Below are 24,522 nucleotides of genomic sequence, written 5' to 3' on the forward strand. Positions count from 1 at the left end.
CCAACAGGCGGGAGCCGTCCATGAAAGTCCGCCCCCAAGCGATCGGCGTCGCGACCCTGGCGCTGCTGATGATCGGAGGCTGCGCCAGCACGAGCGCGCCGGTCGACCAGATCCGCTACTTCTCCCAGGCCTTCAACGCGGTCAACACCGTGGGCCAGCCGCTGCTGGACGATCTGGCCCTGGCCGAGCGCGCGCAGGGCAAGGCCGTGGCCGTACGGCGCGCGCAGGGCCTGAGCGATCAGGGCGCCGCCGCATGTCCGCCGGCCAAGCTGCCATGGCAGCTGGCGCTGGACGGCAAGAGCGGCATCATCAACGGCTTCTGCCTGCCGGATGCCGCCTACTTCGCCGAGCTGGGCGACCCGCCGGCCACCGCGCAGCTGCGCGGCGGGCTGCGCGTGGTCGAGCGTTATGCCGAGTGCTGTCCATCCTGGCCGAGGGACGCAATCTGGAGCAGGCCTTGGGCCAGGTGGAGGCGCTGGGGCAGGACATCGGCGGCCTGCTTGCGCTGGCCGGCGGGGCAGCGCTGGCCATTGCGCCGGCTCTCACGGCGCTGCGCCCCTTGCTCGAGCATGCGGCGCGCCAGGCCAATGCCGAGGAAGCGCGGCGCCTGATCCTGGAGGGCACACCGCGCGTCACGGCGCTGATTGCGGCGCTGCGCGAGTCGGCCCCGGCGGTCTTCGGCACCTTGATCGAGGCGGCGGCGGCGCGCCTGCTGCAGCCCGCGGCGGCCCAGGGCAGCATGTCGGCCGACATCGTCGCCCAGGTGGAGGCGCGGCGCGCGGCCGTCTCGCAATACGTCGTGCTGCTGGAGCGGCTGCAGGTGGCCTGGGACAGCACCGTCGTGGCGGCGCGCAGCCCCGATCAAGGCCGCCTCGCGGTGCTGGTGGCGCGCACGGCCGAGTTGCGCACCGATGCGGAGGCGGTGCGGCGCGGCCTGGCCGCCTTGCGCGCCGGCACCGCGCCCGCACGCTGAACACCATCACCCACCAAGGAGTGCCCGATGATCACCGAAAGCCGAGGCGACCTGGTCGCCGCCATGAACGTGCTGGTGCGCCGGCGCGCCAGCACCGCCGATGCCGAAGAGCAGGCCGGCATCGATGCCGCGCTCGCGCGGCTGGCCGGCTTCATGCAGGACCTGAACCAGGCCTCGCTGCTGGAAGCCGCCGGGGTCGTTGCGCGCGCCAGCGACGAGTTGGAGCGGGTGGTGGCCTCGGCCCGCCTGGGCCCTTTCGACAATTTTCTGGCCGATATGCAAGCGGTGATCGGCCGCCTGCAGGGCCGGCTGGGCCGCATGCAGGGCTCGGAGCGTCTGCCGCCGGCTCCGGCGCCGGCCGCGCGCACAGCGCGAGCCGCGCGAACCGCGTCCCCCACCACCGCCGCCGCCACCGAGCCCGCACCAGCCTCCGCGGGCGGCGATATCCCGGCACCGCGCAACAGTCGCAGCTTCGACGAACTGCGCGAGGAGTACGCCGACCTCTTCGCACGCTGCCGGCTGCGCCCGGAATTTGCCGGCAATGTGGAGTTCTACATTTCGCGCCTCGTGAAGTTCAAGCCCAGCTATGCCCAGCTGGGCGGCGACCTGGGCATCCCCTGGGCCTTCATCGGCGTGATCCACGGCATGGAATGTGGCTTCAATTTCGGCACCCATCTGCACAACGGCGACCCGCTGACACGGCGCACGGTGCAGGTGCCCAAGGGCCGACCGCTGGAGGGCTCGCCTCCCTTCACCTGGATCGAGAGCGCGCGCGATGCGCTGCAACTCAAGAAGCTGGACCAGGTGAGCGACTGGGACCTGCCGCGCATGCTCTATCTCTGGGAGGCCTACAACGGCTTCGGCTACCGCCCCATCGGCATCCCCACGCCCTATCTATGGAGCTTCTCCAACCTCTATCAATCGGGCAAGTTCGTGGCCGACAAGCGCTTCGACCCCGCCGCCATCTCCAAGCAATGCGGCGCGGCGCTGATGCTCAAGGTGCTGGATGAGCGTGGCGCCCTGTAGGAGCTGCACGGGCATGCGTCCTACGAATGCGGCTTCAATGCCCGCCGGCTCAGGGGAATGGAGCAATTTGATTGCTTCCATCACGGAACAAGCAAATCTCCGTCAAGCGTCTTTGTTGCTCGGGCCAATGAGCCCACCATTCCTTCACCGGCAACCGAGATTGGATTCCATCATGAGCACCTCCGACCAAGCCGTCCTCCTGTATACGGCCGAGACGAATACCACGGGCGGCCGCGACGGCGCCTCGCGAAGCACCGACGGGCGCTTGGATGTCAAGCTGTCACGCCCCGGCTCGCACGCTACCGGCACCAATCCGGAACAGCTCTTCGCCGCAGGTTGGTCGGCATGCTTCATCAGCGCGATGGATCTCGAAGCGCGCAGGATGAAGATCGCCGTGCCGGCCGAGCGCTTCATCAACGCGCAGGTCGACCTGCTCAACGACGAGGGCTCCTACTTTATCCGCGTGCGCATGAACGTCAGCCTGCCGGGCCTTGATCGGGACACCGCGCAGGCGCTGATCGATGCCACGCATCAGACCTGCATCTACTCAAAGGCAACGCGCGGAAACATCGACGTCGCGATTCAACTCGTCTGAGTTTGAGGAGACATCACATGGCCTTGCGTTTCCTCATCACCGGCGTCAGCACGGGCCTGAGCCGTGCGCTGGGCGAAGCCGCCCTGGCCGCCGGTCATTTCGTGACGGGTACCGTGCGCGCCCCCGCCGATGCGGCCTCCTTCGCTGCGCTGCACACACAACGCGCCAGGGCCGTCGTGCTCGACGTGACGCACTTCGACGACGTGGCTGCGCGTGTGCCCGGTCTCGGTCCCATCGACGTGCTGGTCAACAACGCCGGCTACGGACACGAAGGCACGCTGGAAGAATCCACCATGGCCGATCTGCAACGACAGTTCAACGTCAACGTGTTCGGCGCCGTGGCGATGGCGAGGGCGGTGCTGCCGGGCATGCGCGAGCGGCACTTCGGTCGCATCATCAACATCACCTCGATGGCCGGGCTTGTAGGCTTGGCCGGCGTCACGTACTACTCGGGCAGCAAATTCGCGCTGGAAGGCATCTCCGAGGCGCTGGACAAGGAAGTCGGTGGCCTTGGCATCCGCGTGACCGCGGTCGCCCCGGGGCCGTTCCGAACCGACTGGGCGGGGCGCTCGATGGTGCGAGCACCGCGCTCGATCCCTGACTACGACGCGGTGTTCGATCCGATCCGCACGCGCCGACAGCAGGCGCATGGCCGGCAGTTGGGTGACCCCGCACTTGGGGCGCAGGCGCTGCTCAAGCTGGTCACGGCGGACAACCCGCCGCGCCACTTGGTGCTGGGCGATGACGCGCTGACGTTGCTCGACAAGGCCCTGGCGGAGCGAAGCCAGGAGAGGCACGAATGGGACGGCGTATCGCGTTCCACCGACTATGCCGCGGGCTGACTATTCCATGACCCTGCCCATCGCCGCGGGCCGCGATTGCAGCCGCGCAAGCTGATTCGGTATCCATGGCCGCCATCTCCATCGGTGATGAAGTCCATGGAAATGCTGGCCTGAGGCCCGCGTTTGGCACCGGCTCGCCCATCGGTGGGTCCTTGGAGCGAAGCTTGCACCGCCGCCGGCAGGTCGACGTGGCGGAGAAGCCTTGAGTTGGGCGGCGCGGTTTGGTCTGGCGACGTGGAGCCTTCGCCGGTCAAGGTGCAGATGCCATCACCGCACTCGGTGAACCGGCCTCGCAAGGCCTGGCGGGGCTTGCCCGGCAAGGCGGAGATCGCACAGCCGGAACCGGGCTGAGCTGAACTGCAGGCGCTCGAGAGGAGCGTGCTGGCCTTCGTGCGTGGCTGCGATCTCGAGCTCGCGGTCGTAGACTGGCGCTTCTTCATTCGAGCAAAGAACAAGCACCATGGGACGCCGTCTCGAAGACGTGATGATCAGCAGCCTCGAACTGTTCTGCCTGGCCGCCGAGCAGCAGAGCTTCACCGCGGCCGCGCAGGCCGCGGGGCTCAACCCGGCGGCCGTCAGCCGCTCGATCGCAAGGCTGGAAGACCGGCTCGGCGTGCGGCTCTTCGTGCGCACGACGCGCCGCATCCACCTGACCGAAGGCGGGCGCACCTACTTCGAGCATTGCCGCAAGGCGCTGAACCTCATGCGCAGCGCGGAGAGCCAGCTCACCGGCGAGCAGCAGGCGCCCAGCGGCCTGGTGCGCCTCAGCGTCGCCTCGCCCTACGGGCACTATCGCGTGCTGCCGCTGCTGCCGCGCTTCCGTGCGCGCTATCCGCAGGTGCAGATCGAGATCCACCTGAGCAACCGCAACATCGATTTCACGGTTGACGACTTCGACCTCGCCATCCGCGGCCGCGCGCCGCCGGACTCGACGCTGATCGCGCGCAGGCTCGAGGACGCCGAGCTCGTGCTGGTGGCTGCGCCGTCCTACCTGGCGCGGGCGGGCATGCCGAAATCGCTGGACGAGCTGGCGCGTCACGAGTGCCTGCAGTTCGTGCTGCCCAGCACCGGGCAGTTCATCCCCTGGCTCTTCAAGCGCGACGGCAAGGACGTGGAGCTCCACACGCCCTCGCCCGGCTACCGCTGCGGCGACGACTACCTGGCGATGGTGACGCTGGCGCGCCTGGGAGCCGGGCTGCTCCAGACCTACCGCTACATCGTGCAGGACGACCTGGCGCAAGGCCGCCTGCACGAATTGCTGCCCGAGACGGGCGGGCGCTCGCGGCCGTTCTCGCTGATCTATCCCGATCGCGAGCACACCGCCTTGCGCGTGCGCTCGCTCATCGACTTCCTCACCGAGGAGCTGTCCGCCGGCGACAAGCGCGCAGCGGCTGCCTAAGCGTCGGCCTTGCTGGTGATGGCCGCGCGCAGGTCGGCAATGCTGGCGCGCAGCTCGTCGGCGCTGCGATAGCCCGGCGCCACTTGGTAGAGCTCGCCGTCGACAGCCGCCAGCAGTGCCGGGAAGCTGTTGACGCCCCAGCGGCGCGCCTTGCGGAAGTCTTCGCGCGCCTCGGCGATCGTCGCGGGATCCTGGTACTGCTGCATCACCGCGGCCTCGGTCGTGGCGTGGCCGGCGGCGGTGAGCGCATCGGCGGTCACGCGGACCAGCGTCGTTGGATCGGTGGTGTCCAGGCCGTCGACATAGAAGGCACGCTGCAGCGCGCGGAAGATGTCCAGCAACGGCGCCTCCGGCGCCAGCCTGCGCGCGGCCACCACCGCGCGACAGATGGGCTCGGTGTCGTAGATGAAGCCCTGGCGCGCCATCAGCGCGTCGCGATTGAAGGGCAGACCGCTGAGCGCTTCCACGCGCGCCCAATGCGTCAGGCGGAACTGTTTGGCCGCTTCGTCGAGCAGCTCGGTGCCGCCGGCGCGCAGGCCGCCGACCACGATCTGCAGCGACAGGTCCGGATCGGCGTCGAGCACCGAGGAGAGTTCCTTGCCAAAGCCGTAGCACCATGAGCACATCGGGTCGCCGACATAGATGAGTTGCATATCGAATGCTCCAAAGGGGAAGAAGGAATTGAGGGGCCGGCGAGATGTTAGGCAGCGAGCCGCGGGCATTGAAGCACCGGCACGGCAGTTCAGTCATTACATCGTGGCCCTTCAAAGGTCGGAGGCCAGCACCTAGATTTCGCTCCACGGTCAAGGACGACCGAAGAGCATGTCGCCACTCCCAACGGCGAAGAAAGAATCGGACATCATGAGCAGCAATCAGCAGAAAGTCGCCGTCATCACCGGCGCATCCCAGGGCATCGGCGAGGCCCTCGTGAAGGCCTACCGTGCACGCGGCTACAACGTCGTGGCCACCTCGCGTTCCATCAAGCCCTCGGACGACCCGGGCGTGCTGGCCGTGGCCGGCGACATCGGCTCGCCCGAGACCGCCAGGCGCGTGGTGGCCGAAGGCCTGAAGAAGTTCGGCCGTATCGATGCGCTGGTGAACAACGCCGGCATCTTCATCGCCAAGCCCTTCACGGAGTACACCCAGGAAGACTACGCCGCGAAGGTCGCCACCAACCTGACCGGCTTCTTCAGCATCACGCAGGCAGCGGTCGAGGCGATGCTCAAGACCGGCGCAGGACATGTGGTGAGCATCACGACCAGCCTGCTGCGCCACGCCAACTCGAACGTGCCTTCCGTGCTGGCCTCGCTGACCAAGGGCGGCATCGACGCGGCGACCCGCTCGCTCGCGATCGAGTACGCCAAGCGCGGCATCCGCTTCAACACGGTGGCCCCGGGCGTCATCAAGACGCCCATGCATCCGGAATCGACGCATGCCGCCCTCGCGGGCCTGCACCCGATGGGCCGCATGGGCGAGACCGATGAGGTCGTCGATGCCGTGATGTTCCTGGAATCTGCGGGTTTCGTGACCGGCGAAGTGCTGCATGTCGACGGCGGCCAGAGCGCCGGTCACTGATCAAGCACGCCAGAAGGAGCCCACCATGCCCATCGTTACCATCCAGGTCACGCGCGAAGGCACTCGGCCCGGTGCCGATTCCGTGACGGCCGAGGAGAAGGCCGCTCTCATCAAGGGTGCGAGCGAACTGCTGCGCGACGTGCTGAACAAGCCCGTCGAAAGCACCTTCGTGATCATCGAGGAGGTCCCCACCGACAACTGGGGGTGGGGTGGACTGCCGGCGCTGGAGTATCGCAAGTTGCGAGCTGCGGAGAAGTCGAAGTAGTCGCGGCGAACGCCAAGGCAGCGCTAGAGGCCCCACGGGCCCTTCGCGCTGCCTTGGCATCCACGTGCTGGCGCCGCGCCCGCAGCAGTCGGTGATCGGCCGCCCATCCGGACCGCGTCCGGACCGCGTCCGGACCGCGGGTAGGCGCAGCGCTCGTCGATCGATGATTCCTTGAGCGGATTCATCGCGGACCAGGCCCCCTTGAGGCCGGAGACTCGCTGCCTGCGAGGCTCCAGGCCCCGGTCATGCAGCTCATCCCCATGCGGCCGCCCGGTCGTGTCGACCGCAAAGCGCCACGGTACGCCGGCCAGATCCGCCGTTTGCGCGCCGAGGGCTACACCTCCGAGTCGATACGCCTGGCGCTGCTCGACGCCGGCCTCGGCGTCGGCCTCCCCCCCTCAAGCGCGAGGCGGCGAAGCGGCCGGCGATCGCCCCAGCCGCGAACCCGCGTCATGCGGCCCCGCCCTCTCCTTTGCCGCCGCCAGGCCCAACACCCGCGGCCCGCTCGCCCTTGTGGGAAGCGGCCGGCGAGCCACCAACGACCCTCCGCCTTTGCTGGCGATACCCGCAGCGGCAACCGCCGGAGCGGGTCGAGCAACCGAAGGGGGCTCGCGCGGCTGCGCCTTCAGGGAGTTAGGCAGCGTACTTCTCGCGCACCAGATTGCCGATGCCCATGCGATCGAGGATGTGCATCGGGCAGAGAAGCGTGACGCGCACGGTGCCCGGCAAGCGGCTGATTTCGATGGAGCCGTTGATGGTGGCGCGGTTGAGCACTTCGTCGTAGGGCAAGCCCGTGGCCGCCGCAGCGCGGGACAAGCCGTTGTGCGTGGCGTCGTTGAGGTTCTTGCCGCTGCCGATAAAGGTGATCGGACCGTTTTCCTCGACCTCATGCTGGCCCCAGCGTGCGCCCAGCTCGCGAACCTTCTGGCGCTGTTCGGCGCTCATCGGCCGGGCCATCGGCGGCAGATCATCGATGTTCTGCAGCAGGATCGGGCCGTCGATCGTGAGGTTCTTGATGACTTCGACCGTCACTTCGGTCTGGCCGCTCACGTCGGTCGCGTGGCCTGCAATCTCGCCGTTGCCTTGCTGCGCGTGCATGTCCCCCAGGTACACGCCAGCGCCGGGAACTTTCACCGGACAGATCACGATGCAGCCCTCACGCACGGAATTGGTATCCATATGGCCGTCGGTGCGTGCTGCGTCCAGCGCTTCCTGGGTCATGCCGTAGCGGTGCGGTGCGCCGACCAGGTACTGGCCGAAGTCGGCGCAGTTGTGCGAGTCCGGCAGGTCGCGCGACGGCGTGGTGCCGATGTTGCCAAGGAAGGGGCGCATGTGCGCCGCCAGGCCGGGAATGTCGGCACGTGCCAGCGACAGGATCGAATGCTGCTCCGCCAGTTCCGGCAAGGCCGACATTTCCGAGGCCTTGCCGGCCAGGCGATTGGCGACCTCCTGGTTGACGGTGAGGCTGACCTGGTTCTCTTCGTCGAACACGATGACATAGCCGTGGCTGAAGCGGAATGCGTTGACCTCGGAGCCGCAGTTGCTGCAGCGGATCGCGTCATCGCCGATGCCTTCGACATGGCTGGCCGGGTGCTCGGTGCCGCAGACCGAGCACAGTTTCGCCACGAAGGGGTCGCCACGATAGCGGCCTTCGACAAACTTCATCACGCCGGACGACGTTGCGATCGAGGTCACACGCAGGCGATCGATCTTCAGTGCCACCGCATCGCCGACCTCGGCGCCTTCAATGGCCACAGGTTGGGTCACTTCATGACCGCCCTGGAATGCGGGTGTGATCATGGGGCCCCAGCATCCGGGCGGCGTGCTGGTAATGAGCTTGCCGCCATTGGACAGGGGGCCCAGCATCGTCTGGCTTGGACCCAGGATGCCCTGCGTGTAGCTTTGCACCTGAAGCCGGCTGACGGCGTGAGTACTCTTCATGTGAATCTCTTTCGTTCAAAAGTCGTGGCAAACGCGGTGCCCAGGAGTCCAAGAGAAGTCGTGGGCAACTACGCAGCCGAATCGGGCGTTACCCGCCGCGACGAACCCGCACGAGTTCCCACACCGCGTCCGCGAACTCCCGCGGAGCTTCCTCGGGCAGGTTGTGTCCTGCGCCCTCGATCACGCGATGCGAGCGCGGTCCGGTGAACTTCGCCGCGGACGCCCGGCCGTCGGTTGCGGGCACCACCCCATCGGCCTTGCCGTCCATGGTGATGGTCGGCACCGTGATGGGAGGCAGTGCCGCGAGCCGCCGTTCCACGTCGGCATATGGCGCGTACCCGTCCGCAAGGCCCAGGCGGTGCCGATAGGAGTGGATCACCACGTCGACATAGTCCGGGTTGTCGAAGGCGCTTGCATGCCGGTCGAGTGTCGCCTCGTCGAAACGCCAGTGCGGCGAATTGCGGATCCAGAGCGTCTTTGCGATCTCGCGCCGGTTGGCCTCCAGACCAGCGCGTCCGCGCTCGGTCTGGAAGTAGTACTGGTACCAAAGCCCCGATTCGACCGCCGGCGCGATCGGGAGCTTGGCCTTCGCGATGTCTTGGATCAGATAGCCGTTGACGCAGACCAGGCCCGTGCAGCGCTCCGGCCAGAGGGCGGCGGCCACACAAGCGGCCCGGCCGCCCCAGTCATAGCCGGCGAGGACGGCCTGCTTCAACTTCAGTGCGTCCATCAGGGCGATCACGTCGACGCCGATCGCGCCCTGCTGGCCCGCGCGCGGCGTTGCGCTGTCGAGGAAGCGCGTCGAACCGTGCCCGCGCAGGTAGGGAACGATCACCCGGCATCCGCGGGCCGCAAGCAGGGGCGCCACTTCGACATAGCTGTCGATGGAGTAGGGGAATCCGTGCAACAGCAGCACGGGAGGTCCGTCGATCGGCCCGACCTCGTGGTAGCCGATGTCGAGCACGCCCGCCCTGATCTGCTTGACGGGCCCAAACCGAGGGTCTGGTCCGTTCGGTTTTCCGGGGCCGGCATACGCGGTGCGCGACACCGCGAGTCCTGCCATGACGATGCCGGCCGCGCTTGCGCCCAGAAAGCTGCGGCGCCTGGGTTGGATTTCCTTGGACACGCTGAATTCCTTCAATGGGCCATCACTTGCGCAGACTTCTGAAGCCCACGCGAAGCTCTTCCACAAAAACCTTCGGCTGTTCCCAGGCCGCGAAATGGCCGCCCTTTTCCAGCTTGTTGTAGTGGATGAGCTTGGGAAACGCGCGCTGCGCCCAGCTCCGCGGCGCCGTGTAGAGCTCGTCGGGAAAGGCGCTCACGGCCACCGGGATGGCGATGTTCTTGATGTCGAAGAAGGCCAGCTTGTTCTCCCAGTACAGGCGTGCCGAGGAGATGGCCGTTTCCGTCAACCAGTACAGCGTCACGTTGTCCAGGATGTCGTCCCGCGTGAGGCCTTCGGGGTGTCCGTCGAAGACCCGCGCAATGAGCGACAGGCTGCGCGCATCGTGGTCAAGCATCCAGGAGGCCAGGCCGATGGGGGAATCCTCGATCGCGTAGAGCGTCTGCGGGCGGTTGGACATCTCGATGGCGTAGCCCAGTCCGGTCTTGAAGAAGGAGTCGAGCTGTTGGTAGGCGTGCAGTTCCTCGGCGGACAGGCCCGCGGGCGGCGGTTCGCCGTTCTTGAGCGCCTTGGAGATATCGGGTGACAGGGTTGCGGGCATGTTGGTGTGAATGCCGAGCAGCTCCGGCGGCGCCAGCAACGCCATCTGCTCCGTCACGGCATCGCCCCAGTCGCCGCCCTGGGCCACGTATTTCGTGTAGCCGAGGCGCTGCATCAGCACGAGCCAGGCTTTTGCGACCCGGACCGGGTCCCAGCCGAGCGCGGTGGGCTTGCCAGAGAATCCGTGGCCCGGAATGGACGGGATCACGACGTCGAATGCGTCTTCCGCTCGTCCGCCGTGGGCGGTGGGATCGGTGAGCGGGCCGATGATCTTCAGCTGCTCGATGATCGAGCCGGGCCAGCCATGCGTGACGATGACCGGCAGCGCATTGGCATGCTTCGAACGCACGTGGATGAAGTGGATGTCCACCCCGTCGATCGTGGTCATGAACTGCGGGAATGAATTGAGCTTGGCCTCACCCTTGCGCCAGTCGTAGTCGGTCGACCAATAGCGGGCAAGCTTTTGCATCGTCGCAAGCCGCACGCCTTGAGTTTCATCGCCGACCAGCTCCCGGCTGGGCCAGCGCGTCGCGTCGATCCGGCGCCGCAGATCGACGAGCGCCTTCCTCGGGAAGGAGGCGCGGAACGGGCGGATGGCGCCGCTGGCATCGGCCGGCGCCGGCGCGGCCGCAGCAGCGTCGTTGGAAACCGACATCAGCCCCAGGCCCAAGGCACTCACGGCCGCGGAGGTGTTGAGGAACACGCGCCGGGTAAGCCCCGGGCTGGTGGGCGACTGAGTTTCGATAGCTTGTCTTTTCATGACTTTTCGAATGCGGTTGATGGACTCTTCGACGGATCGCAGATCAGCGCAGCGACTTGAACGCCGCGCGCAGTTCCTGGGCGAAGAGCTGGGGCTCTTCCCACGCGGCGAAGTGACCGCCCTTGTCCACCTTGTTGAAGTAGCTCAGCTTGGGAAACGCCTTGCCGGCCCAGCTGCGCGGCGCCTGATAGATCTCGCCGGGAAACACCGTCACGCCGACCGGCACCTTGATCTCGCGCGTGCGCTGCTCCACGACGTTGAAGTTGTTGTTGTTGTTCTCCCAGTAGAGCTGCGAGGCGGAGGTGGCGCTGTTGGTCAGCCAGTACAGCGTGATGTCGTCGAGCATGTCGTCCTTGCTGAGCGAGCGCTCGGGGTCGCCGCCGCTGAAGGTCCAGTCGGCGAACTTGTCATAGAACCACGCGGCCTGGCCGACCGGGGAGTCCGACAGGCTGTAGCCCAGGGTCTGCGGCCGGGTCACCATCACCCCGGCATAGCCGCCACCGCGGGTGTACAGCCGGTGCATGGCCTCGTAGGCCGCCTTCTCGTCGGCGGACAAGCCGGCCGGCGCCGGCGCGCCGCGCTGCAGCGCCCGGGCGATGTCCGCCGGCACGGTGGCCGGCATGTTCAGGTGGATGCCCAGCAGCCCCTGGGGCGCCTGGCGTCCTTGCGCCTGGGCCACGACCGAGCCCCAGTCGCCGCCCTGGGCCACGTAGCGGGTGTAGCCCAGGCGCTTCATCAGCACGTCCCAGGCGCTGGCCATGCGGTCGGGCCCCCAGCCCGTGCCCGTGGGCTTGCCGGAGAAGCCGTAACCCGGCATCGACGGAATCACCACATCGAAGGCGTCCTCGGCGCGGCCGCCGTGCGCGGTGGGGTCGGTCAGCGGAGCGATGACCTTCTCCAGCTCGAACACCGAGCCGGGCCAGCCATGCGTGATGATCAGCGGCAGCGCGTTCGCATGCTTGGAGCGGATGTGCAGGAAATGGATGTCCAGCCCGTCGATCTTGGTGATGAACTGGGGATGGGCGTTGAGCCTGGCCTCGGCCTTGCGCCAGTCGTAGCCGCTGCCCCAGTAGCGCACGAGACTCTGGATCTTGTCCAGCTGCGCGCCTTGGGAGCGATCGTTGACGGTCTCGCGCTCGGGCCAGCGGGTGGCGGCGATGCGCTGACGCAGCTCGGTGATGGCCGAGTCCGGGAAGCTGACGCGGAAGGGGCGGATCGATTGGTCCTCGGCCACCGCGCCCTGGACCTTGGCGGCCGCGGCGGCCGTGTTGGTCTGGGCATGGCCGGGCAAGGAAAACAGGGCGAGGCCGATGGCGCTCATGGTGGCCACCGTGGTCACGGTGGCCAGGAGTCTGGACTTGGAATTCATGTCGGGTCTATCTGATAAAGAGGGGACGTAGGGATCAGCTCAGCGGCGTGGATTTGGCGTCAGCACATTGAAGCCGCTGCATGTATTGGGTGTGTGTCGAGCGGGGCCAGGTCTTGTATGCCTGCGTATGCCAGCGTTCGGGGGGGGATACACGGGCATACAAACCGCCGTTGCTCGCATCTGGCTCAAAGGACCGGGTAGGGCCGCGCAGGGCCTTCAGTGCGACGCGGCGATGATGGTGTCGGCGACGTCCTTTGGCCGCGATTGCTGAGGCACGTGGCTGGTCGGCAGGCTCACGACCTTCGCCCCGATCGTCTTGGCCATGGCTTCCTGCAGGGCCGGCTGGATCATGTGGTCTTGCTGACTCAGGACGTACCAGGAGGGGCGCGTCTTCCACGCCGCGATGCTCGTCTTCTCCTCGAAGTTGGTGCCGCGCACCGGCCCTTGAGTGACCGCCATCAGATTCGTCTTGGCCGCGGGCAGATCCTGGGCAAAGTGCTTGGCGACGCCTTCGGGCGTCAACGTGACGAAGCCTTCCTTGTCCGTCACGAGGTGCTTGAACCCCGGGGGCGGCGCATAGTCCTTCGACAGATCGGCCACGGACTGACCTTCGGAGGGTGCGAAGGCCGCCACGTAGACCAGCGACTTGACGCGCGCATGCTGGCCGACTTCGGAGATCACGACGCCTCCCCAGGAATGGCCCACCAGGACGACGGGGCCGGATTGGGCATCGAGCACACGCTTGGTTGCGGCCACATCGTCGGCCAGTGAAGTCAGCGGGTTCTGGACGGACACGACCTTCAAGCCTTTGGCTTGCAGGCGTGGCACCACGCGATTCCACGCGGAGCCATCGGCGAAGGCACCGTGCACCAGCACGACGGTCGTGGGCGCCGACGACTCGCGCGCGGCGGGCACCGCGCCAGCGGCGAGACTCAGCCCGATGACGGCAGCAGCCAGGGCGCTCTTGATGAGTTTGGGCATGAAAGTCTGTTTCGAGAGGAGGAGAGTCGGTCAAGCGTCCGCGAAGATCGGGTCGTGCAGCGGGCCGCTGCGCTCGAGCGCGACAGGTTGGGGCCGAGTGCCCTGCGGGCCGCGTCGAAACGCTCCCAATCGGCCGCGTCCGGCAACGACGGGAGCCACCAGGAGCAGGTCATGCCCACGCCGGGCCATCCGGTCCGCGTAGACCGCGCCGATGCCGCTGGAGGCGCCGGTCACCAGCGCAGCGCCCCTGGCCGTTCGATTCGCGCTCATCTGTCTTCCTTCGTAAGTCCTGTACCCCGGGGGGGGGTGGAATGGGTACGGTCCCGCGCTGGGCCCGCTGCGGTTTGACGGGTACAAGATAGAGGCATACGCCGCGTCTTGAATGACAAATCTCCCTCGATTCAGGACAGCATGAAACGCGTCGGTCTGGTGGTGTTCCCCGGCTTCCAGATCCTGGACATGGCGGCCGTCTCGGTGTTCGAGATGGCCAACCTCGATGCGCCCAAGGCGGTCTACGACATTCATGTCGCCTCCGAAGGCGGCGGCGCGGTGAAGAGCTCGATTGGGGGCGTCGATTCGGACGATTGCGCTCCTGCGCCTGCTCGCGCGCGCGCTCGAGCCCACGCTGCGCATCGTCAGCATCTGCACCGGCGCCTTCGTCTTGGCCGAGGCCGGGATCTTGGACGGCCGTCGCGTAAGGACGCACTGGCAGTCGCGAGCAGTCGCCAAGAAGCTCGTGGTTCATCGCCGCCATGCAGGCGGGCAGTCCCAGTTCTCGGCGCTGTCGGAGCTCGAATCCAGGTCCGATCGCATCCGGGCGGCACTGACCTGCGCGAAGAGCACCTACACGAGGACCTGTCGGTGGAGCGGCTCGCCCATGCCGTCCACATGAGCCCGCGCCACTTCGGCCGCGAGTTCCGGCTGAACACCGGTCAAGCTCCGGCGCGTGCCCTTGAGCGGCTGCGCGCCGAAACGGCGCGCAGCCTGGCCGAGGCGGATCGACTCACGATCGAGCGCATCGCCAGTCAAACGGAGTTCTCCGACCCGGAGCGCATGCGATGGGCATTTCTGCGCGTCTTCGGCGAACCGCCCCAGGCGTTGAAGCGGGCCGCCCGCATGCGGCAGGCGGCGGATGCGGCTCTGACGTGAACAGCTGACCCACCCTGCCGGACTTGCGTTCACGCACGCCGGCGGCGCCCCGCTACGTTCGTTTGACAGCACGAGGTCTTTCCCCCCGAGGACCTTTCTTCACCGATTGGGTTGGACGGCTGCCGTCGTGCTGGCCGCCTCGGCCGCCTCGGCCGCATCCCAGCCGCCGCCCAGGGCGCGGAACGAGGCGATGGCCGCGCGCGCCGACTCGGTCTGCGCCTGCACGCGGGCGTCGCGCGTCTGCAGCAGGCCGGCGTCGGCATCGAGCACCTCGATCAGGCTGACCACGCCGGCCTTGTAGGCGGCCAGGGAGGCGTCGCGGGCGCGGGCCAGGGCGGTTTCGCCGCCGGCCAGTGTCCGCTCCTGGGCTTCGCGCCTGACCAGGATGGAAAAGGCATCCTCGACGTCCTGCGAGGCGCGCAGGACGGCCAGGCGGTAGGCGGCCAGGGCCTCCGCGTTGGCGCCCTTCGCCGCGGCGATCTCGGCGTTGATGCGGCCGAAGTCGAAGAGCCGCCAGCGCAGTCCGAGCACGCCCTGCGCCTGGTTGGCACCGCGCTCGAACAGATTGCCCGCCGACGTCGTGGCGGAGCCCAGCAGCCCGCTCAGCGAGACCTTGGGGTAGTACTCGGACATGGCGGCGCCGATGCGCGCATTCGACGCCGCGAGCCGGCGCTCGGCCAGGATCAGGTCGGGGCGGCGCCGCAGCAGGTCGGGGGGCGAACCCGTGGCGACCAGGCCGGGCGCGCTCGGGATGGGCAGCAGCGCTGCGAGTTCGGACCGGTGGGTGCCGGGCGGCGTGCCGAGCATCACGTCCAGCGCGTTCATCGCGGCCTCGAGGCCGGCCTCGAGAACCGGCACGTTCGCGGCGAACTGCGCCACCGCCCCCTCGGCCTGCCGCATCTGCAACTCGGCGGCGAGGCCCTTCTCGAACTGCAGCTTGACGGTGTCGGCCAGGCGCTGGCTCGTCTCGACCTGCTGCCTGGCGATGGCGAGGCGGCTTTGCAGGCCCCGGATCGTCACATAGGTGTCGGCGGTCTGCGCGGCGACCGCCAGGCGGGTCGCGGCCACCCCGGCCCGGGAGGCCTGGTATTCGGCCACCGCCGACTCGCGGGAGCGCCGCAGGCCGCCAAACAGGTCGGCTTCCCAGCCGGCGGCCAGGTTCGCTTCGAAGTATTCGCCGTTGCGGTCGAAGTTCGGCGTGGCATTGAGCAAGCGCCCCTGCGGGGTTTCGAGCGACTGGTGGCCGCGCGCCGCTGCGGCGCTCACGCTGCCCGAGGGCAGCTGCGCGGCCGTGGCATGGCCCAGGGCGGCACGCGATTGCGCGACGCGGGCGATGGCCTGGGCGAGATCGAGGTTCTGCGCGAGCGCCAAATCGATGTAGCGGGTCAGCTGCGGGTCGCCGAAGCCGCCCCACCAGCGCGCGAGCTCGGCCGTCCGCGCGGTGACGCGCTGCGCCACGGCCGCCTCGCCCATGTAGCGCTCCGGCATGGCGACCTCGGGACGGACATAGTCGGGCCCGACCGCGCAGCCCGCCAGCAGGCCGGTCGCGACGAGCAGAGGAAGAAATCGTTTGGCAGCAAGCATATAAGCGCCTCAGAATAGCGCGACAGCGCCGATCGTGACCATTGTACAATTTGGTCACTTGCTGTCAATGAATGAACTCTGGAGCACCAATACGATATGACTGACAGCGCTCAACTCCCGAGCGGACAGCGCGGCCCCCAGGAGCACAGCGTCCGGGACCAGATCATCGAGGCCGCCGGCAAGCATTTCAGCCACTACGGCTATGACAAGACGACGGTGTCGGACCTGGCCAAGGCGATCGGCTTCTCCAAGGCCTATATCTACAAGTTCTTCGACTCCAAGCAGGCCATCGGCGAAGCCATCTGCACCAGCACGCTGGCGACGATGATGGACAAGGTGCGGGCCGGCGTGGACGCGGGCGAGTCCGCCACCGAAAAGTTGCGGCGTCTGTTCGAGATGCTCGCTGCGGTGGGGGCCGAGCAGTTCTTCGAGGATCGCAAGCTCTACGACATCGCGGCTCATTCCGCGGCCGAGAACTGGCAGCCCGCGCTGGATCACCAGCAGCAGGTGAAGGGGCTGCTCGAGGACATTCTTCGCCAGGGGCGCGAGAGCGGTGAGTTCGAGCGCAAGACCCCGCCGGACGAGGTCGTGCGCTCGGTGCTGCTGGTCATGCAGCCCTTCATCAACCCCCTGCTCCTGCAATACAACCTGGACCAGCTCCCGCATGGCCCGCGCGAGGTCGTTAACCTGGTGCTGCGCAGCCTGGCCCCTTAGATGCCAGGAATTTGTGACCAGTGACCATTGACTAATTTAGTCATCAATATAAGAATGCAGCTCTCGTTAACCCGGAGAGTTGCATATGTCCTACGTTCGCCGGGCGACGCCCGCGCTCCTCGCCGCCGCTCTCGCGATGGGGCTGTCGGCGTGCGGTCCTGATCGCCAAGACGACCCCCGAACCCAGGCGACGCTGGTGCGCGCCGCGACCGTCAAATCGTTCGAGCATGGCAGCCGGAACTTCACCGGCATCGTGGTCGCTCGCATCGAGAGCGATCTGGGGTTCCGGGTGCCGGGCAAGATCATCGAGCGCCTGGTGGACACCGGCCAGGCCGTCAAGCACGGGCAGCCGCTGATGCGGATCGATCCCACGGACCTGGCGCTGGCCACCCGCGCCCGTCAGGAGGCCGTGGCGGCCGCGCAGGCTCGGGTGCAGCAAACCTCCGCCGACGAGAAGCGCTTCCGTGACCTGGTCGGTGCCGGCGCGGTATCGGCCTCGGCCTACGACCGGGCAAAGGCGGCCGCCGAAACCGCGCTCGCCGAGCTGAGTGCGGCTCAAGCGCAGGCGAACGTCGCCCGCAACGAAGCGGGCTACGCCGTGCTGCTGGCCGACGCGGACGGCGTGGTGATGACCACCCTCGCCGAACCGGGACAGGTCGTGACCGCAGGGCAGCCCGTGGTCCGCATCGCCCGTTCCGGGCCGCGCGAGGCGCGCGTCGACTTGCCCGAGACGCTGCGGCCGGCCATCGGCTCCAAGTCGACCGCAACGCTGTACGGCGGCAGCGGCGCCGCGGAGCACGCCGTGCTGCGACAGCTGTCCAATGCGGCCGATCGCCAGACGCGCACCTACGAGGCCCGCTACGTGCTGCAAGGCAGCGCCGCCCAAGCCCCGCTGGGCGCGACGGTGTCCATCGCGCTGCCGGATGCCGCGGCCGCCCCCACGGTAGTCGTGCCGCTCGCGGCCCTCCATGACAACGGCAAGGGTCCCGGTGTGTGGCTGATCTCGGGCGAGCCCGTCAAGGTGAGCTGGCAGGCGGTGACGGTGGAGCGACTCGGCGAGGAAACCGCGACGATCAGCTCCGGGCTGAAGCCGCGGGACCGATTCGTGGCGCTGGGCGCCCACCTGCTGCACGAGGGTGAGCCGGTGCGCATCGCGGGTGAGGCGGCCGTGCGCGTCGCGGGTGCGGCGGAGGCGGCCCAATGAGCGGATTCAATCTCTCGGCGATTGCCGTGCGCGAGCGCGCGGTGACGCTGTTCCTGATCGTCGCGATCACGTTGGCAGGCGCCTATGCCTTCCTGAAGCTGGGCCGCGCGGAAGATCCCAAGTTCACCGTGAAGGTGATGACCGTTGCATTGGCCTGGCCGGGCGCGACCGCGCAGGAGATGCAGGACCAGGTCGCCGAGCCGCTCGAGAAGCGGCTGCAGGAGCTGACCTGGTACGAGCGGACCGAAACCTTCACCCGCCCCGGCTTCGCGTTCATGACGCTGACCCTGCGCGACTCGACGCCGCCCGCCGCGGTGCAGGAGGAGTTCTACCAGGCCCGCAAGAAGCTCGGCGACGAAGCGGCCAGGCTGCCGCGCGGCGTCATCGGGCCCTTGGTCAACGACGAGTACTCGGACGTGACCTTCGCCCTGTACGCACTGAAGGCCAAGGGCGAACCTCACCGCCTGCTGGTGCGCGAGGCGGAAACCTTGCGCCAGCGCCTGCTGCGCCTGAGCGGCGTCAAGAAGGTCAACATCATCGGCGAGCGTCCCGAGCGCATCTTCGTGGAATTCTCCTACGCCAGGCTCGCGACGCTCGGGATCGCGCCGCAGGACATCTTCCAGGCGCTGAACGGGCAGAACCTCATCACGCCGGCCGGCTCCATCGAGACCGACGGGCCGCAGGTCCAGGTTCGGCTGGACGGCGCGTTCGACAGGCTGGACAAGATCCGCGACACGCCCATCGTCGCCGGCGGCCGCACGCTCAAGCTGTCCGACATCGCCGAGGTCAAGCGCGGCTACGAGGACCCGGCCAACTTCCTGATCCGCAACCAGGGCGAGCCTGCGCTGCTGCTCGGCGTCGTGATGCAGGACCGCTACAACGGCCTCGAGCTGGGCAAGGCGCTGGAAGCCGAATCCGAGGCGATCTCCGCTGAACTCCCGCTGGGGCTGAGCTTCACGAAGATCACCGACCAGTCGGTGAACATCGAGGAGTCCTACGACGAGTTCATGCTGAAGTTCTTCGTCGCCCTGGCCGTGGTCATCACCGTCAGCCTGATCAGCCTGGGCTGGCGCGTGGGCATCGTGGTCGCCGCCGCGGTTCCGCTGACCCTGGCCGGCGTGTTCGTGATCATGCTGGCCACCGGGCGCGACTTCGATCGCATCACGCTCGGCGCGCTAATCCTGGCGCTGGGCCTGCTGGTGGACGACGCGATCATCGTCATCGAGACGATGGTGGTGGCGATGGAGGAAGGCTTCGATCGCATCAAGGCCTCGGCCCAGGCCTGGGTGACGACGGCCTCGCCGCGACTGGCTGGCGCCCTGGTCACCTCGATCGGCCTGATGCCGGTCGGCTTTGCGGCTTCGACCGCGGGCGAGTACGCCGGCAACATCTTCTGGATCGTGGCGTTCGCCCTGCTGACCTCCTGGGTGGTGGCCGGCGCCTTCACGCCGTATCTGGGCGTGAAGCTGTTGCCGAACATCAAGCCCATCCAGGGCGGCCACGCCGCGATCTACGGCACGCCGAGCTACCGGCGCCTGCGCCGGCTCATCGAGTGGTGCGTCCTGCATCGCAAGAAGGTCGTGGCCGGTGTTGTCGGCGTCTTCGTGCTGGCCGTCCTGGGCATGGGCGCGCTCAAGCAGCAATTCTTCCCTCTGTCCGACCGGCCGGAAGTGCTGATCGAGGTCCAACTGCCGGAAGGCACCGGCATCGAGGCCACCAGCGGCGCGGCCGCCAAGGTCGAGGCCTGGCTGAAGCGGCAGCCGGAAGCCAAGCTCGTGACCGCCTACATCGGTCAGGGCGCGCCGCGCTTCTTCCTGGCCCTGGCGCCCGAGCTGCCGGATCCGTCCTTCGCCAAGATCGTGGTGCTCACCGACAACGAGCAGGCGCGCGACGCCCTGAAATGGCGTGCCCGCCAGGCGATCGCCGACGGCCTGGCCCCCGAGGCGCGGCTGCGCGTGACCCAGCTCGTGTTCGGCCCCTACTCACCGTTCCCGGTCGCCTTCCGCGTCATGGGCCCGCAGGAGGACAAGGTCCGGGAGATCTCCGGGGAGCTGCGCCAGCTCATGCTGAAGAACGGCGCAATGCGTCAGGTCAACACCGACTGGGGCGAGCGCGCACCAACCGCGCATTTCGAGCTGAACCAGGATCGCCTGCGCGCCTTCGGGCTCAGCTCCAGCGATGCCGCGCAGCAGCTGCAGTTCCTGCTGACCGGCATCCCGGTGACCCAGGTGCGCGAGAACATCCGCTCGGTGGACGTGATCGCGCGCAGCGCCGGGCCGGAGCGCCTGGATCCCGCACGCCTGGGAGCGTTCACGCTGATCGGCGCCCGGGGCGAGAAGATTCCGCTCGACCAGATCGGCAAGGTCGACGTGCGCATGGAGAACCCGATCCAGCGCCGCCGCGACCGCCTGGTCACGATCACGGTCCGCGGCGACATCGACGACGCCTTCCAGCCGCCCGATGTCTCGCAGCAGCTCATCAAGGACATGGCCCCGCTCGTCGCCAAGCTGCCCGTTGGCTACCGGATCGAGACGGCCGCGGCGCTGGAGGAAGCCGGCAAGGCCAACAAGGCGCTGGCCGCGGTGTTCCCGCTGATGCTGATCCTGATGATGATCGTGATCATCTTCCAGGTCCGCTCGATCTCGGCGATGGTGATGGTGCTGCTGACCGCGCCGCTGGCATTGGTGGGCGTTGTGCCGACGCTGATCCTGTTCGGCCAGCCCTTCGGTTTCAACGCCATCCTCGGCCTGATCGGTCTGGCCGGGATCATCATGCGCAACACCCTGATCCTGATCGGCCAGATCCATTTCAACGAGCACGAGGGGCTCAACGTCTACGACGCCGTGGTCGAGGCCACCGTGCAGCGTGCCCGCCCGGTCATCCTGACCGCGCTGGCGGCGGTACTGGCCTTCGTCCCTCTGACTCTATCGGTGTTCTGGGGCTCCATGGCCTACACGCTCATCGGAGGCACGATCGTCGGAACGGTGCTGACGCTGGTGTTCCTACCCGCGCTGTACGCCGCCTGGTTCAAGGTCCGGATGCCGGATCGCGGCACCGCGCAGGCCGCATCGGCGCCGACTCACGCGCACCAGGCGGTGCATTCCATTGACTATTTGCAGAAGGAACCAGCATGAGCACATCTTCTTCATCATCGAGCGGTCTGGGCACCGTCGGCCTCACACAAGTGACGAAAAGGGGGATCCAATGAACAGCATCGCACTGGCCTGCACCGCCGTCCTTGGCCTGCTCCTCTTCACTCTTGGACTGGCCATCTCGATCCAACGCACTCGCGCCGGCGTGTTGAGCGGCCACCGGCCGCGACTCCAGCGTCCGTACCACCTGGCCACTTCATCGGTCTGACCCAAGGCGCGAATCAGTTCTTGCCTCTGCGGCGGCGTCAGTTTCGATGTCTGGGCCGCACCCTCTTGAGTTCTCGACCGCGCATCTGTGGCTCCTGCTGCCCCGACCTCCGGGACCATGTCGCCCCTGCCCCCTACAGGTGGCTCGCCACATGAGCCATCACCAGTCAATGCGCAAAGAGTCAAAAAAAAGGCCTAGGTGCTTGATTCACCTAGGCCTTTTGGATTTCCCGGGACCGTCTGTGACGTCCTGAGATGTGTCGATGGTGGAGCCGGCGGGAATTGAACCCGCGTCCGCAAGCCATCACCGGGCAGTTCTACATGCGTAGCCGTCTGATTTGAATCTCGCGTTCAGGTCGCGCAGCGGCACGCTACCTTTCCCGCCAGTCACTTAATCTTGTTCCGCAACGAGTGACCCGCTACGAAACCAGCCCATGTGAATGACTTCTCAGCTTTCCGTCTTGCGACTTGAGCCCGGCCCATGGGCCTGCCGTTGAGAAGCTCAACTGCAATTAAGCAGCGAGTGCGAACGTAGAGTCGTTTGCAGTTACTTTGTTTCCAGTGGTTTTACGAGCGGACTGGTGCTCGGCATGCCCTACTCCGGATCCGCACCCACGTCGAAACCAGGTCGGCCCCAGGAGGTAAAGATTATGCCAGTTGCCTGGGTTTCAAGGGCCTCGCCCGGCCGTGATGCCTGCTTTTCTTTTCGGGACGCCGAGACAGCGGACCGGCCCCATGCGCCGCTCCGCGACATGGGCGGCATGTCAGGCCCGCAACGAGCGGTTCACCAGTTCAAGCAAGCGCTGCGGCGCATCGATGACGGCATCGGCGCCCCAGGCCTCGATCGGCTCGCCCTGCCCCAGATAGCCCCAGGCGGCCGCCACGGTCTGCATGCCGGCGGCACGCCCGGCCAGGATGTCGCGCGCATCGTCGCCGACATAGACGCAATGCTCGGGCGCCACGCCGGCACGCCGCGCGGCCTCCAGCAGCGGTGCGGGATGCGGCTTGGTATGCGGCGTGGTGTCGCCGCCGATCACGGCCACGGCCTGGCCCGCCAGACCCAGACCGGCCGTCAGCGGCAGCGCGAAACGCTCGGACTTGTTGGTGACGATGCCCCAGCCGAGGCCTGCCGTCGTCAGCCCGTCCAGCAGCGCCGCAATGCCATCAAACGGCCGCGTCTCGCGCAGCAGGCGCGCTTCGTAGCGGTCGAAGAACTCGGCCTTCAGGGCCTCGAAGCGCGGATCCTGCGGCGTGACCCGAAAGGCCAGGCCCATCATGCCGCGCGCGCCGGCACCGGCCATGGGCCGCAACCGCTCGATCGGCAGCTCCGACAGGCCGCGGGCAGCCAGCATCTCGTTGGTGGCGCCGGCCAGATCGGGCGCGCTGTCGACCAGGGTGCCGTCCAGATCGAACAGCACGGCCTTGAGATCGCCGCGCAGCAGGCGCGACAGCGCAGGGGTGAGCACGGCCGCGTTCATGCCGGTTTGCGGCAGGCGATCAGGTAATTGACGTCGGTGTCGCTGCCGAGGCTATAGCGCTGCGTCAGGGGGTTGTAGCTCAGGCCCTTGGCGCTGTGCAGCTCCAGTTCGGCATCGCGGGCGAACTGGGCCAGCTCGGCGGGTTTGAGGAAGCGCGCGTATTCGTGCGTGCCGGCCGGCAGCATCTTCAGCAGATACTCAGCACCGACGATGGCCAGCAGGAAGGATTTGGCGTTGCGGTTGAGCGTCGAGAAGAACAGCCAGCCGCCCGGCTTGGCCAGCGCGGCACAGGCGCGCACCACCGAGGCCGGATCGGGCACATGCTCAAGCATTTCCATGCAGGTCACGGCGTCGAAGGATGCGGGACGCTCGGCCGCCAGCGCCTCGACCGCGATCTCGCGATAGTCGACGTTCTCGGTGCCGGCCTCCATCGCGTGCAGCTGCGCCACCTTGAGCGGCTTGGTGGACAGGTCGATGCCCAGCGCGTTGGCGCCCTTGCGTGCCATCGCATCGGTGAGGATGCCGCCGCCGCAGCCCACGTCCAGCACCGTCAGGCCGGCCAGCGGGCACAGGCCGTCGATCCAGTCCAGGCGCAGCGGGTTGATCTGGTGCAGGGGCTTGAATTCGCTGTCGGGATCCCACCAGCGATGGGCCAGCTCACCGAACTTGGCAAGCTCTTGAGGGTCGGCGTTGATCATGAACGAGATGGTAGCGGAAGGGGGCGCGGCAAAAAGAAAACCCCGCCGAGGCGGGGTTCGCAATGGCTGGCGGCACGCGGCCGCCGAACACATTTTTACTTGTTGCGGGTACCGACCACTTCGATTTCCACGCGACGGTTCTTGGCGCGGCCTTCGGCGGTCTTGTTGTCGGCGACGGGCTGCTTCTCGCCCTTGCCTTCGGTGTACACGCGGTTCTTCTCGACGCCCTTGGAGACCAGATAGGCCTTCACGGCTTCCGAACGACGGACCGACAGCTTCTGGTTGTAGGCATCGGAACCGACCGAGTCGGTGTGACCGACGGCGATGATGACTTCCAGGTTGATGCCACCGGTCTTGCCGACCAGGTCATCCAGCTTGGCCTTGGCTTCCGTCTTCAGGACCGACTTGTCGAAGTCGAAGAAGGCGTCAGCGGCGAACGTGACCTTCTCGCTCACCGGAGCGGGCGGCACGGGCGGTGCGGGCGGCTTCGGGGGGACCGGTGCCGGGGCCGGCGCCGGAGCAGGCGCTTCGACCTTCGGTGCCGGCTTCAGCGCGCCATCGCAATCCTTGGCGGCGGTAGCCGGGGTCCAGTTGGCATCGCGCCAGCACAGTTCGTTGGTACCGTTCTTCCAAACGGTGCCATCATTTGCACGCCAGTTATCCACGGTCTGGGCAAAGGCGCCAGACGTGGCAACAGCAGCGACTGCGAAGAGCGACGCCACGCGGTTCAGTTTCTTCATGATTCTCCTCTCAAGGAAGGCCGCAGTTGCCCTGCGAAATTGTCCAAAGCAGGAACAAAACCTCGGGATAAACCAGACTAGGGGTTTATCCCAGGGACTCGGTCATTGTGCCATCAGCTCACCCGGTCGGAAGCATTGTTGCCGCCG

General features: G+C 67.4%; 23 protein-coding genes, 1 other RNA gene and 1 pseudogene. 13 read left to right on the forward strand and 12 right to left on the reverse strand.

Features of this window, described 5'->3' with window-relative positions; translation table 11 throughout:
* The first annotated feature begins 20 nt into the window (after window positions 1-20).
* The 6 genes from AC07OQ_RS11985 (at window position 21) to AC07OQ_RS12010 (ending at window position 4,835) form a co-directional block, all read left to right on the forward strand.
* Entirely contained in the window at window positions 21-611 is a 591-nt protein-coding gene (locus tag AC07OQ_RS11985) for a hypothetical protein (RefSeq protein ID WP_495053357.1), read from the forward strand.
* Complete coding sequence (locus tag AC07OQ_RS11990; RefSeq protein WP_495053358.1) at window positions 560-973, forward strand: hypothetical protein; 414 nt, start codon at window positions 560-562, stop codon at window positions 971-973. The genes AC07OQ_RS11985 and AC07OQ_RS11990 overlap by 52 nt, the downstream gene beginning before the upstream one ends.
* Window positions 974-1,000: 27 nt before the next feature.
* Window positions 1,001-1,999 carry a hypothetical protein gene (locus tag AC07OQ_RS11995; protein ID WP_495053359.1) on the forward strand — a complete coding sequence of 333 codons (999 nt, stop codon included), beginning with the start codon at window positions 1,001-1,003 and terminating at the stop codon, window positions 1,997-1,999.
* 172 nt (window positions 2,000-2,171) lie between these two features.
* The gene (locus AC07OQ_RS12000; protein ID WP_495053360.1) at window positions 2,172-2,594 is read left to right on the forward strand and encodes an organic hydroperoxide resistance protein; all 423 of its coding nucleotides are present in this window, start codon (window positions 2,172-2,174) and stop codon (window positions 2,592-2,594) included.
* A 17-nt stretch (window positions 2,595-2,611) separates the two neighbouring features.
* The gene (locus AC07OQ_RS12005) at window positions 2,612-3,436 is read left to right on the forward strand and encodes an oxidoreductase (protein WP_495053361.1); all 825 of its coding nucleotides are present in this window, start codon (window positions 2,612-2,614) and stop codon (window positions 3,434-3,436) included.
* A 460-nt stretch (window positions 3,437-3,896) separates the two neighbouring features.
* Window positions 3,897-4,835, forward strand: a complete 939-nt coding sequence (locus tag AC07OQ_RS12010; RefSeq protein WP_495053362.1) for a LysR family transcriptional regulator — start codon at window positions 3,897-3,899, stop codon at window positions 4,833-4,835.
* On the opposite strand, the gene AC07OQ_RS12015 is transcribed toward AC07OQ_RS12010, so the two are convergent.
* The gene (locus AC07OQ_RS12015; protein ID WP_495053363.1) at window positions 4,832-5,488 is read right to left on the reverse strand and encodes a DsbA family protein; all 657 of its coding nucleotides are present in this window, start codon (window positions 5,486-5,488) and stop codon (window positions 4,832-4,834) included. The two genes, AC07OQ_RS12010 and AC07OQ_RS12015, sit on opposite strands and share 4 nt — an antisense overlap.
* Window positions 5,489-5,696: 208 nt before the next feature.
* Between AC07OQ_RS12015 and AC07OQ_RS12020 the strand changes: the two genes are divergently transcribed.
* Both AC07OQ_RS12020 and AC07OQ_RS12025 read left to right on the forward strand, forming a co-directional pair.
* Window positions 5,697-6,410 carry an SDR family NAD(P)-dependent oxidoreductase gene (locus tag AC07OQ_RS12020; protein ID WP_495053364.1) on the forward strand — a complete coding sequence of 238 codons (714 nt, stop codon included), beginning with the start codon at window positions 5,697-5,699 and terminating at the stop codon, window positions 6,408-6,410.
* A gap of 25 nt (window positions 6,411-6,435) precedes the next feature.
* Complete coding sequence (locus tag AC07OQ_RS12025) at window positions 6,436-6,675, forward strand: tautomerase family protein (protein WP_495053365.1); 240 nt, start codon at window positions 6,436-6,438, stop codon at window positions 6,673-6,675.
* A 633-nt stretch (window positions 6,676-7,308) separates the two neighbouring features.
* Here the strand turns inward: AC07OQ_RS12025 and AC07OQ_RS12030 are convergent.
* From AC07OQ_RS12030 to AC07OQ_RS12055, 6 genes are all read right to left on the reverse strand, one after another.
* Window positions 7,309-8,616 carry an acetamidase/formamidase family protein gene (locus AC07OQ_RS12030; protein WP_495053366.1) on the reverse strand — a complete coding sequence of 436 codons (1,308 nt, stop codon included), beginning with the start codon at window positions 8,614-8,616 and terminating at the stop codon, window positions 7,309-7,311.
* 88 nt (window positions 8,617-8,704) lie between these two features.
* A complete protein-coding gene (locus AC07OQ_RS12035; protein WP_495053367.1) occupies window positions 8,705-9,742 on the reverse strand; it encodes an alpha/beta fold hydrolase in 1,038 nt (345 codons plus the stop codon).
* Between the two features lie 22 nt (window positions 9,743-9,764).
* Complete coding sequence (locus AC07OQ_RS12040) at window positions 9,765-11,099, reverse strand: epoxide hydrolase family protein (RefSeq protein WP_495053368.1); 1,335 nt, start codon at window positions 11,097-11,099, stop codon at window positions 9,765-9,767.
* 43 nt (window positions 11,100-11,142) lie between these two features.
* On the reverse strand, window positions 11,143-12,468 hold the full coding sequence (locus AC07OQ_RS12045; RefSeq protein ID WP_495053369.1) for an epoxide hydrolase family protein: 1,326 nt from the start codon (window positions 12,466-12,468) through the stop codon (window positions 11,143-11,145).
* 216 nt (window positions 12,469-12,684) lie between these two features.
* On the reverse strand, window positions 12,685-13,449 hold the full coding sequence (locus tag AC07OQ_RS12050) for an alpha/beta fold hydrolase (RefSeq protein WP_495053370.1): 765 nt from the start codon (window positions 13,447-13,449) through the stop codon (window positions 12,685-12,687).
* A gap of 30 nt (window positions 13,450-13,479) precedes the next feature.
* Window positions 13,480-13,719 carry a hypothetical protein gene (locus AC07OQ_RS12055; RefSeq protein WP_495053425.1) on the reverse strand — a complete coding sequence of 80 codons (240 nt, stop codon included), beginning with the start codon at window positions 13,717-13,719 and terminating at the stop codon, window positions 13,480-13,482.
* A 141-nt stretch (window positions 13,720-13,860) separates the two neighbouring features.
* Between AC07OQ_RS12055 and AC07OQ_RS12060 the strand changes: the two are divergent.
* Window positions 13,861-14,598: pseudogene (locus tag AC07OQ_RS12060) on the forward strand (GlxA family transcriptional regulator).
* Between the two features lie 99 nt (window positions 14,599-14,697).
* Here AC07OQ_RS12060 and AC07OQ_RS12065 read toward each other — a convergent pair.
* The gene (locus AC07OQ_RS12065; RefSeq protein ID WP_495053371.1) at window positions 14,698-16,182 is read right to left on the reverse strand and encodes an efflux transporter outer membrane subunit; all 1,485 of its coding nucleotides are present in this window, start codon (window positions 16,180-16,182) and stop codon (window positions 14,698-14,700) included.
* Window positions 16,183-16,278: 96 nt separating this feature from the next.
* On the opposite strand from AC07OQ_RS12065, the gene AC07OQ_RS12070 reads away from it, so the two are divergent.
* From AC07OQ_RS12070 to AC07OQ_RS12085, 4 genes are all read left to right on the forward strand, one after another.
* Window positions 16,279-16,896, forward strand: coding sequence for a TetR/AcrR family transcriptional regulator (locus AC07OQ_RS12070; protein WP_495053372.1), 618 nt, complete (start codon window positions 16,279-16,281; stop codon window positions 16,894-16,896).
* 85 nt (window positions 16,897-16,981) lie between these two features.
* Entirely contained in the window at window positions 16,982-18,100 is a 1,119-nt protein-coding gene (locus AC07OQ_RS12075) for an efflux RND transporter periplasmic adaptor subunit (protein ID WP_495053373.1), read from the forward strand.
* Window positions 18,097-21,234: an efflux RND transporter permease subunit gene (locus AC07OQ_RS12080; RefSeq protein ID WP_495053374.1), complete on the forward strand. Its 3,138-nt coding sequence runs from the start codon at window positions 18,097-18,099 to the stop codon at window positions 21,232-21,234. Before AC07OQ_RS12075 ends, AC07OQ_RS12080 begins: the two co-directional genes overlap by 4 nt.
* A gap of 70 nt (window positions 21,235-21,304) precedes the next feature.
* The gene (locus tag AC07OQ_RS12085; RefSeq protein WP_495053375.1) at window positions 21,305-21,460 is read left to right on the forward strand and encodes a hypothetical protein; all 156 of its coding nucleotides are present in this window, start codon (window positions 21,305-21,307) and stop codon (window positions 21,458-21,460) included.
* Window positions 21,461-21,723: 263 nt separating this feature from the next.
* Here the strand turns inward: AC07OQ_RS12085 and ssrA are convergent.
* From ssrA to ompA, 4 genes are all read right to left on the reverse strand, one after another.
* Window positions 21,724-22,095: a transfer-messenger RNA gene (gene ssrA / locus AC07OQ_RS12090) on the reverse strand.
* Between the two features lie 128 nt (window positions 22,096-22,223).
* Window positions 22,224-22,925 carry a phosphoglycolate phosphatase gene (gph, locus tag AC07OQ_RS12095; protein ID WP_495053376.1) on the reverse strand — a complete coding sequence of 234 codons (702 nt, stop codon included), beginning with the start codon at window positions 22,923-22,925 and terminating at the stop codon, window positions 22,224-22,226.
* 8 nt (window positions 22,926-22,933) lie between these two features.
* Window positions 22,934-23,635, reverse strand: coding sequence for a bifunctional 2-polyprenyl-6-hydroxyphenol methylase/3-demethylubiquinol 3-O-methyltransferase UbiG (ubiG, locus tag AC07OQ_RS12100; RefSeq protein ID WP_495053377.1), 702 nt, complete (start codon window positions 23,633-23,635; stop codon window positions 22,934-22,936).
* A gap of 95 nt (window positions 23,636-23,730) precedes the next feature.
* Window positions 23,731-24,375, reverse strand: a complete 645-nt coding sequence (gene ompA, locus AC07OQ_RS12105; RefSeq protein ID WP_495053378.1) for an outer membrane protein OmpA — start codon at window positions 24,373-24,375, stop codon at window positions 23,731-23,733.
* Window positions 24,376-24,522 lie beyond the last annotated feature (147 nt).

Source organism: Roseateles sp. GW821-FHT09B06, from assembly GCF_059418245.1.

Coding starts and splice junctions, on each gene's coding strand:
- AC07OQ_RS11995 (WP_495053359.1), top strand. CDS start 1,001: ATGATCACCGAAAGCCGAGGCGACCTGGTCGCCGCCATGAACGTGCTG.
- AC07OQ_RS12075 (WP_495053373.1), top strand. CDS start 16,982: ATGTCCTACGTTCGCCGGGCGACGCCCGCGCTCCTCGCCGCCGCTCTC.
- AC07OQ_RS11985 (WP_495053357.1), top strand. CDS start 21: ATGAAAGTCCGCCCCCAAGCGATCGGCGTCGCGACCCTGGCGCTGCTG.
- AC07OQ_RS12025 (WP_495053365.1), top strand. CDS start 6,436: ATGCCCATCGTTACCATCCAGGTCACGCGCGAAGGCACTCGGCCCGGT.
- AC07OQ_RS12045 (WP_495053369.1), bottom strand. CDS start 12,468: ATGAATTCCAAGTCCAGACTCCTGGCCACCGTGACCACGGTGGCCACC.
- AC07OQ_RS12050 (WP_495053370.1), bottom strand. CDS start 13,449: ATGCCCAAACTCATCAAGAGCGCCCTGGCTGCTGCCGTCATCGGGCTG.
- AC07OQ_RS12005 (WP_495053361.1), top strand. CDS start 2,612: ATGGCCTTGCGTTTCCTCATCACCGGCGTCAGCACGGGCCTGAGCCGT.
- ubiG (WP_495053377.1), bottom strand. CDS start 23,635: ATGATCAACGCCGACCCTCAAGAGCTTGCCAAGTTCGGTGAGCTGGCC.
- AC07OQ_RS12080 (WP_495053374.1), top strand. CDS start 18,097: ATGAGCGGATTCAATCTCTCGGCGATTGCCGTGCGCGAGCGCGCGGTG.
- AC07OQ_RS12030 (WP_495053366.1), bottom strand. CDS start 8,616: ATGAAGAGTACTCACGCCGTCAGCCGGCTTCAGGTGCAAAGCTACACG.
- AC07OQ_RS12015 (WP_495053363.1), bottom strand. CDS start 5,488: ATGCAACTCATCTATGTCGGCGACCCGATGTGCTCATGGTGCTACGGC.
- AC07OQ_RS12000 (WP_495053360.1), top strand. CDS start 2,172: ATGAGCACCTCCGACCAAGCCGTCCTCCTGTATACGGCCGAGACGAAT.
- AC07OQ_RS12070 (WP_495053372.1), top strand. CDS start 16,279: ATGACTGACAGCGCTCAACTCCCGAGCGGACAGCGCGGCCCCCAGGAG.
- AC07OQ_RS12010 (WP_495053362.1), top strand. CDS start 3,897: ATGGGACGCCGTCTCGAAGACGTGATGATCAGCAGCCTCGAACTGTTC.
- AC07OQ_RS12085 (WP_495053375.1), top strand. CDS start 21,305: ATGAACAGCATCGCACTGGCCTGCACCGCCGTCCTTGGCCTGCTCCTC.
- AC07OQ_RS12065 (WP_495053371.1), bottom strand. CDS start 16,182: ATGCTTGCTGCCAAACGATTTCTTCCTCTGCTCGTCGCGACCGGCCTG.
- AC07OQ_RS12055 (WP_495053425.1), bottom strand. CDS start 13,719: ATGAGCGCGAATCGAACGGCCAGGGGCGCTGCGCTGGTGACCGGCGCC.
- AC07OQ_RS12040 (WP_495053368.1), bottom strand. CDS start 11,099: ATGAAAAGACAAGCTATCGAAACTCAGTCGCCCACCAGCCCGGGGCTT.
- ompA (WP_495053378.1), bottom strand. CDS start 24,375: ATGAAGAAACTGAACCGCGTGGCGTCGCTCTTCGCAGTCGCTGCTGTT.
- AC07OQ_RS12020 (WP_495053364.1), top strand. CDS start 5,697: ATGAGCAGCAATCAGCAGAAAGTCGCCGTCATCACCGGCGCATCCCAG.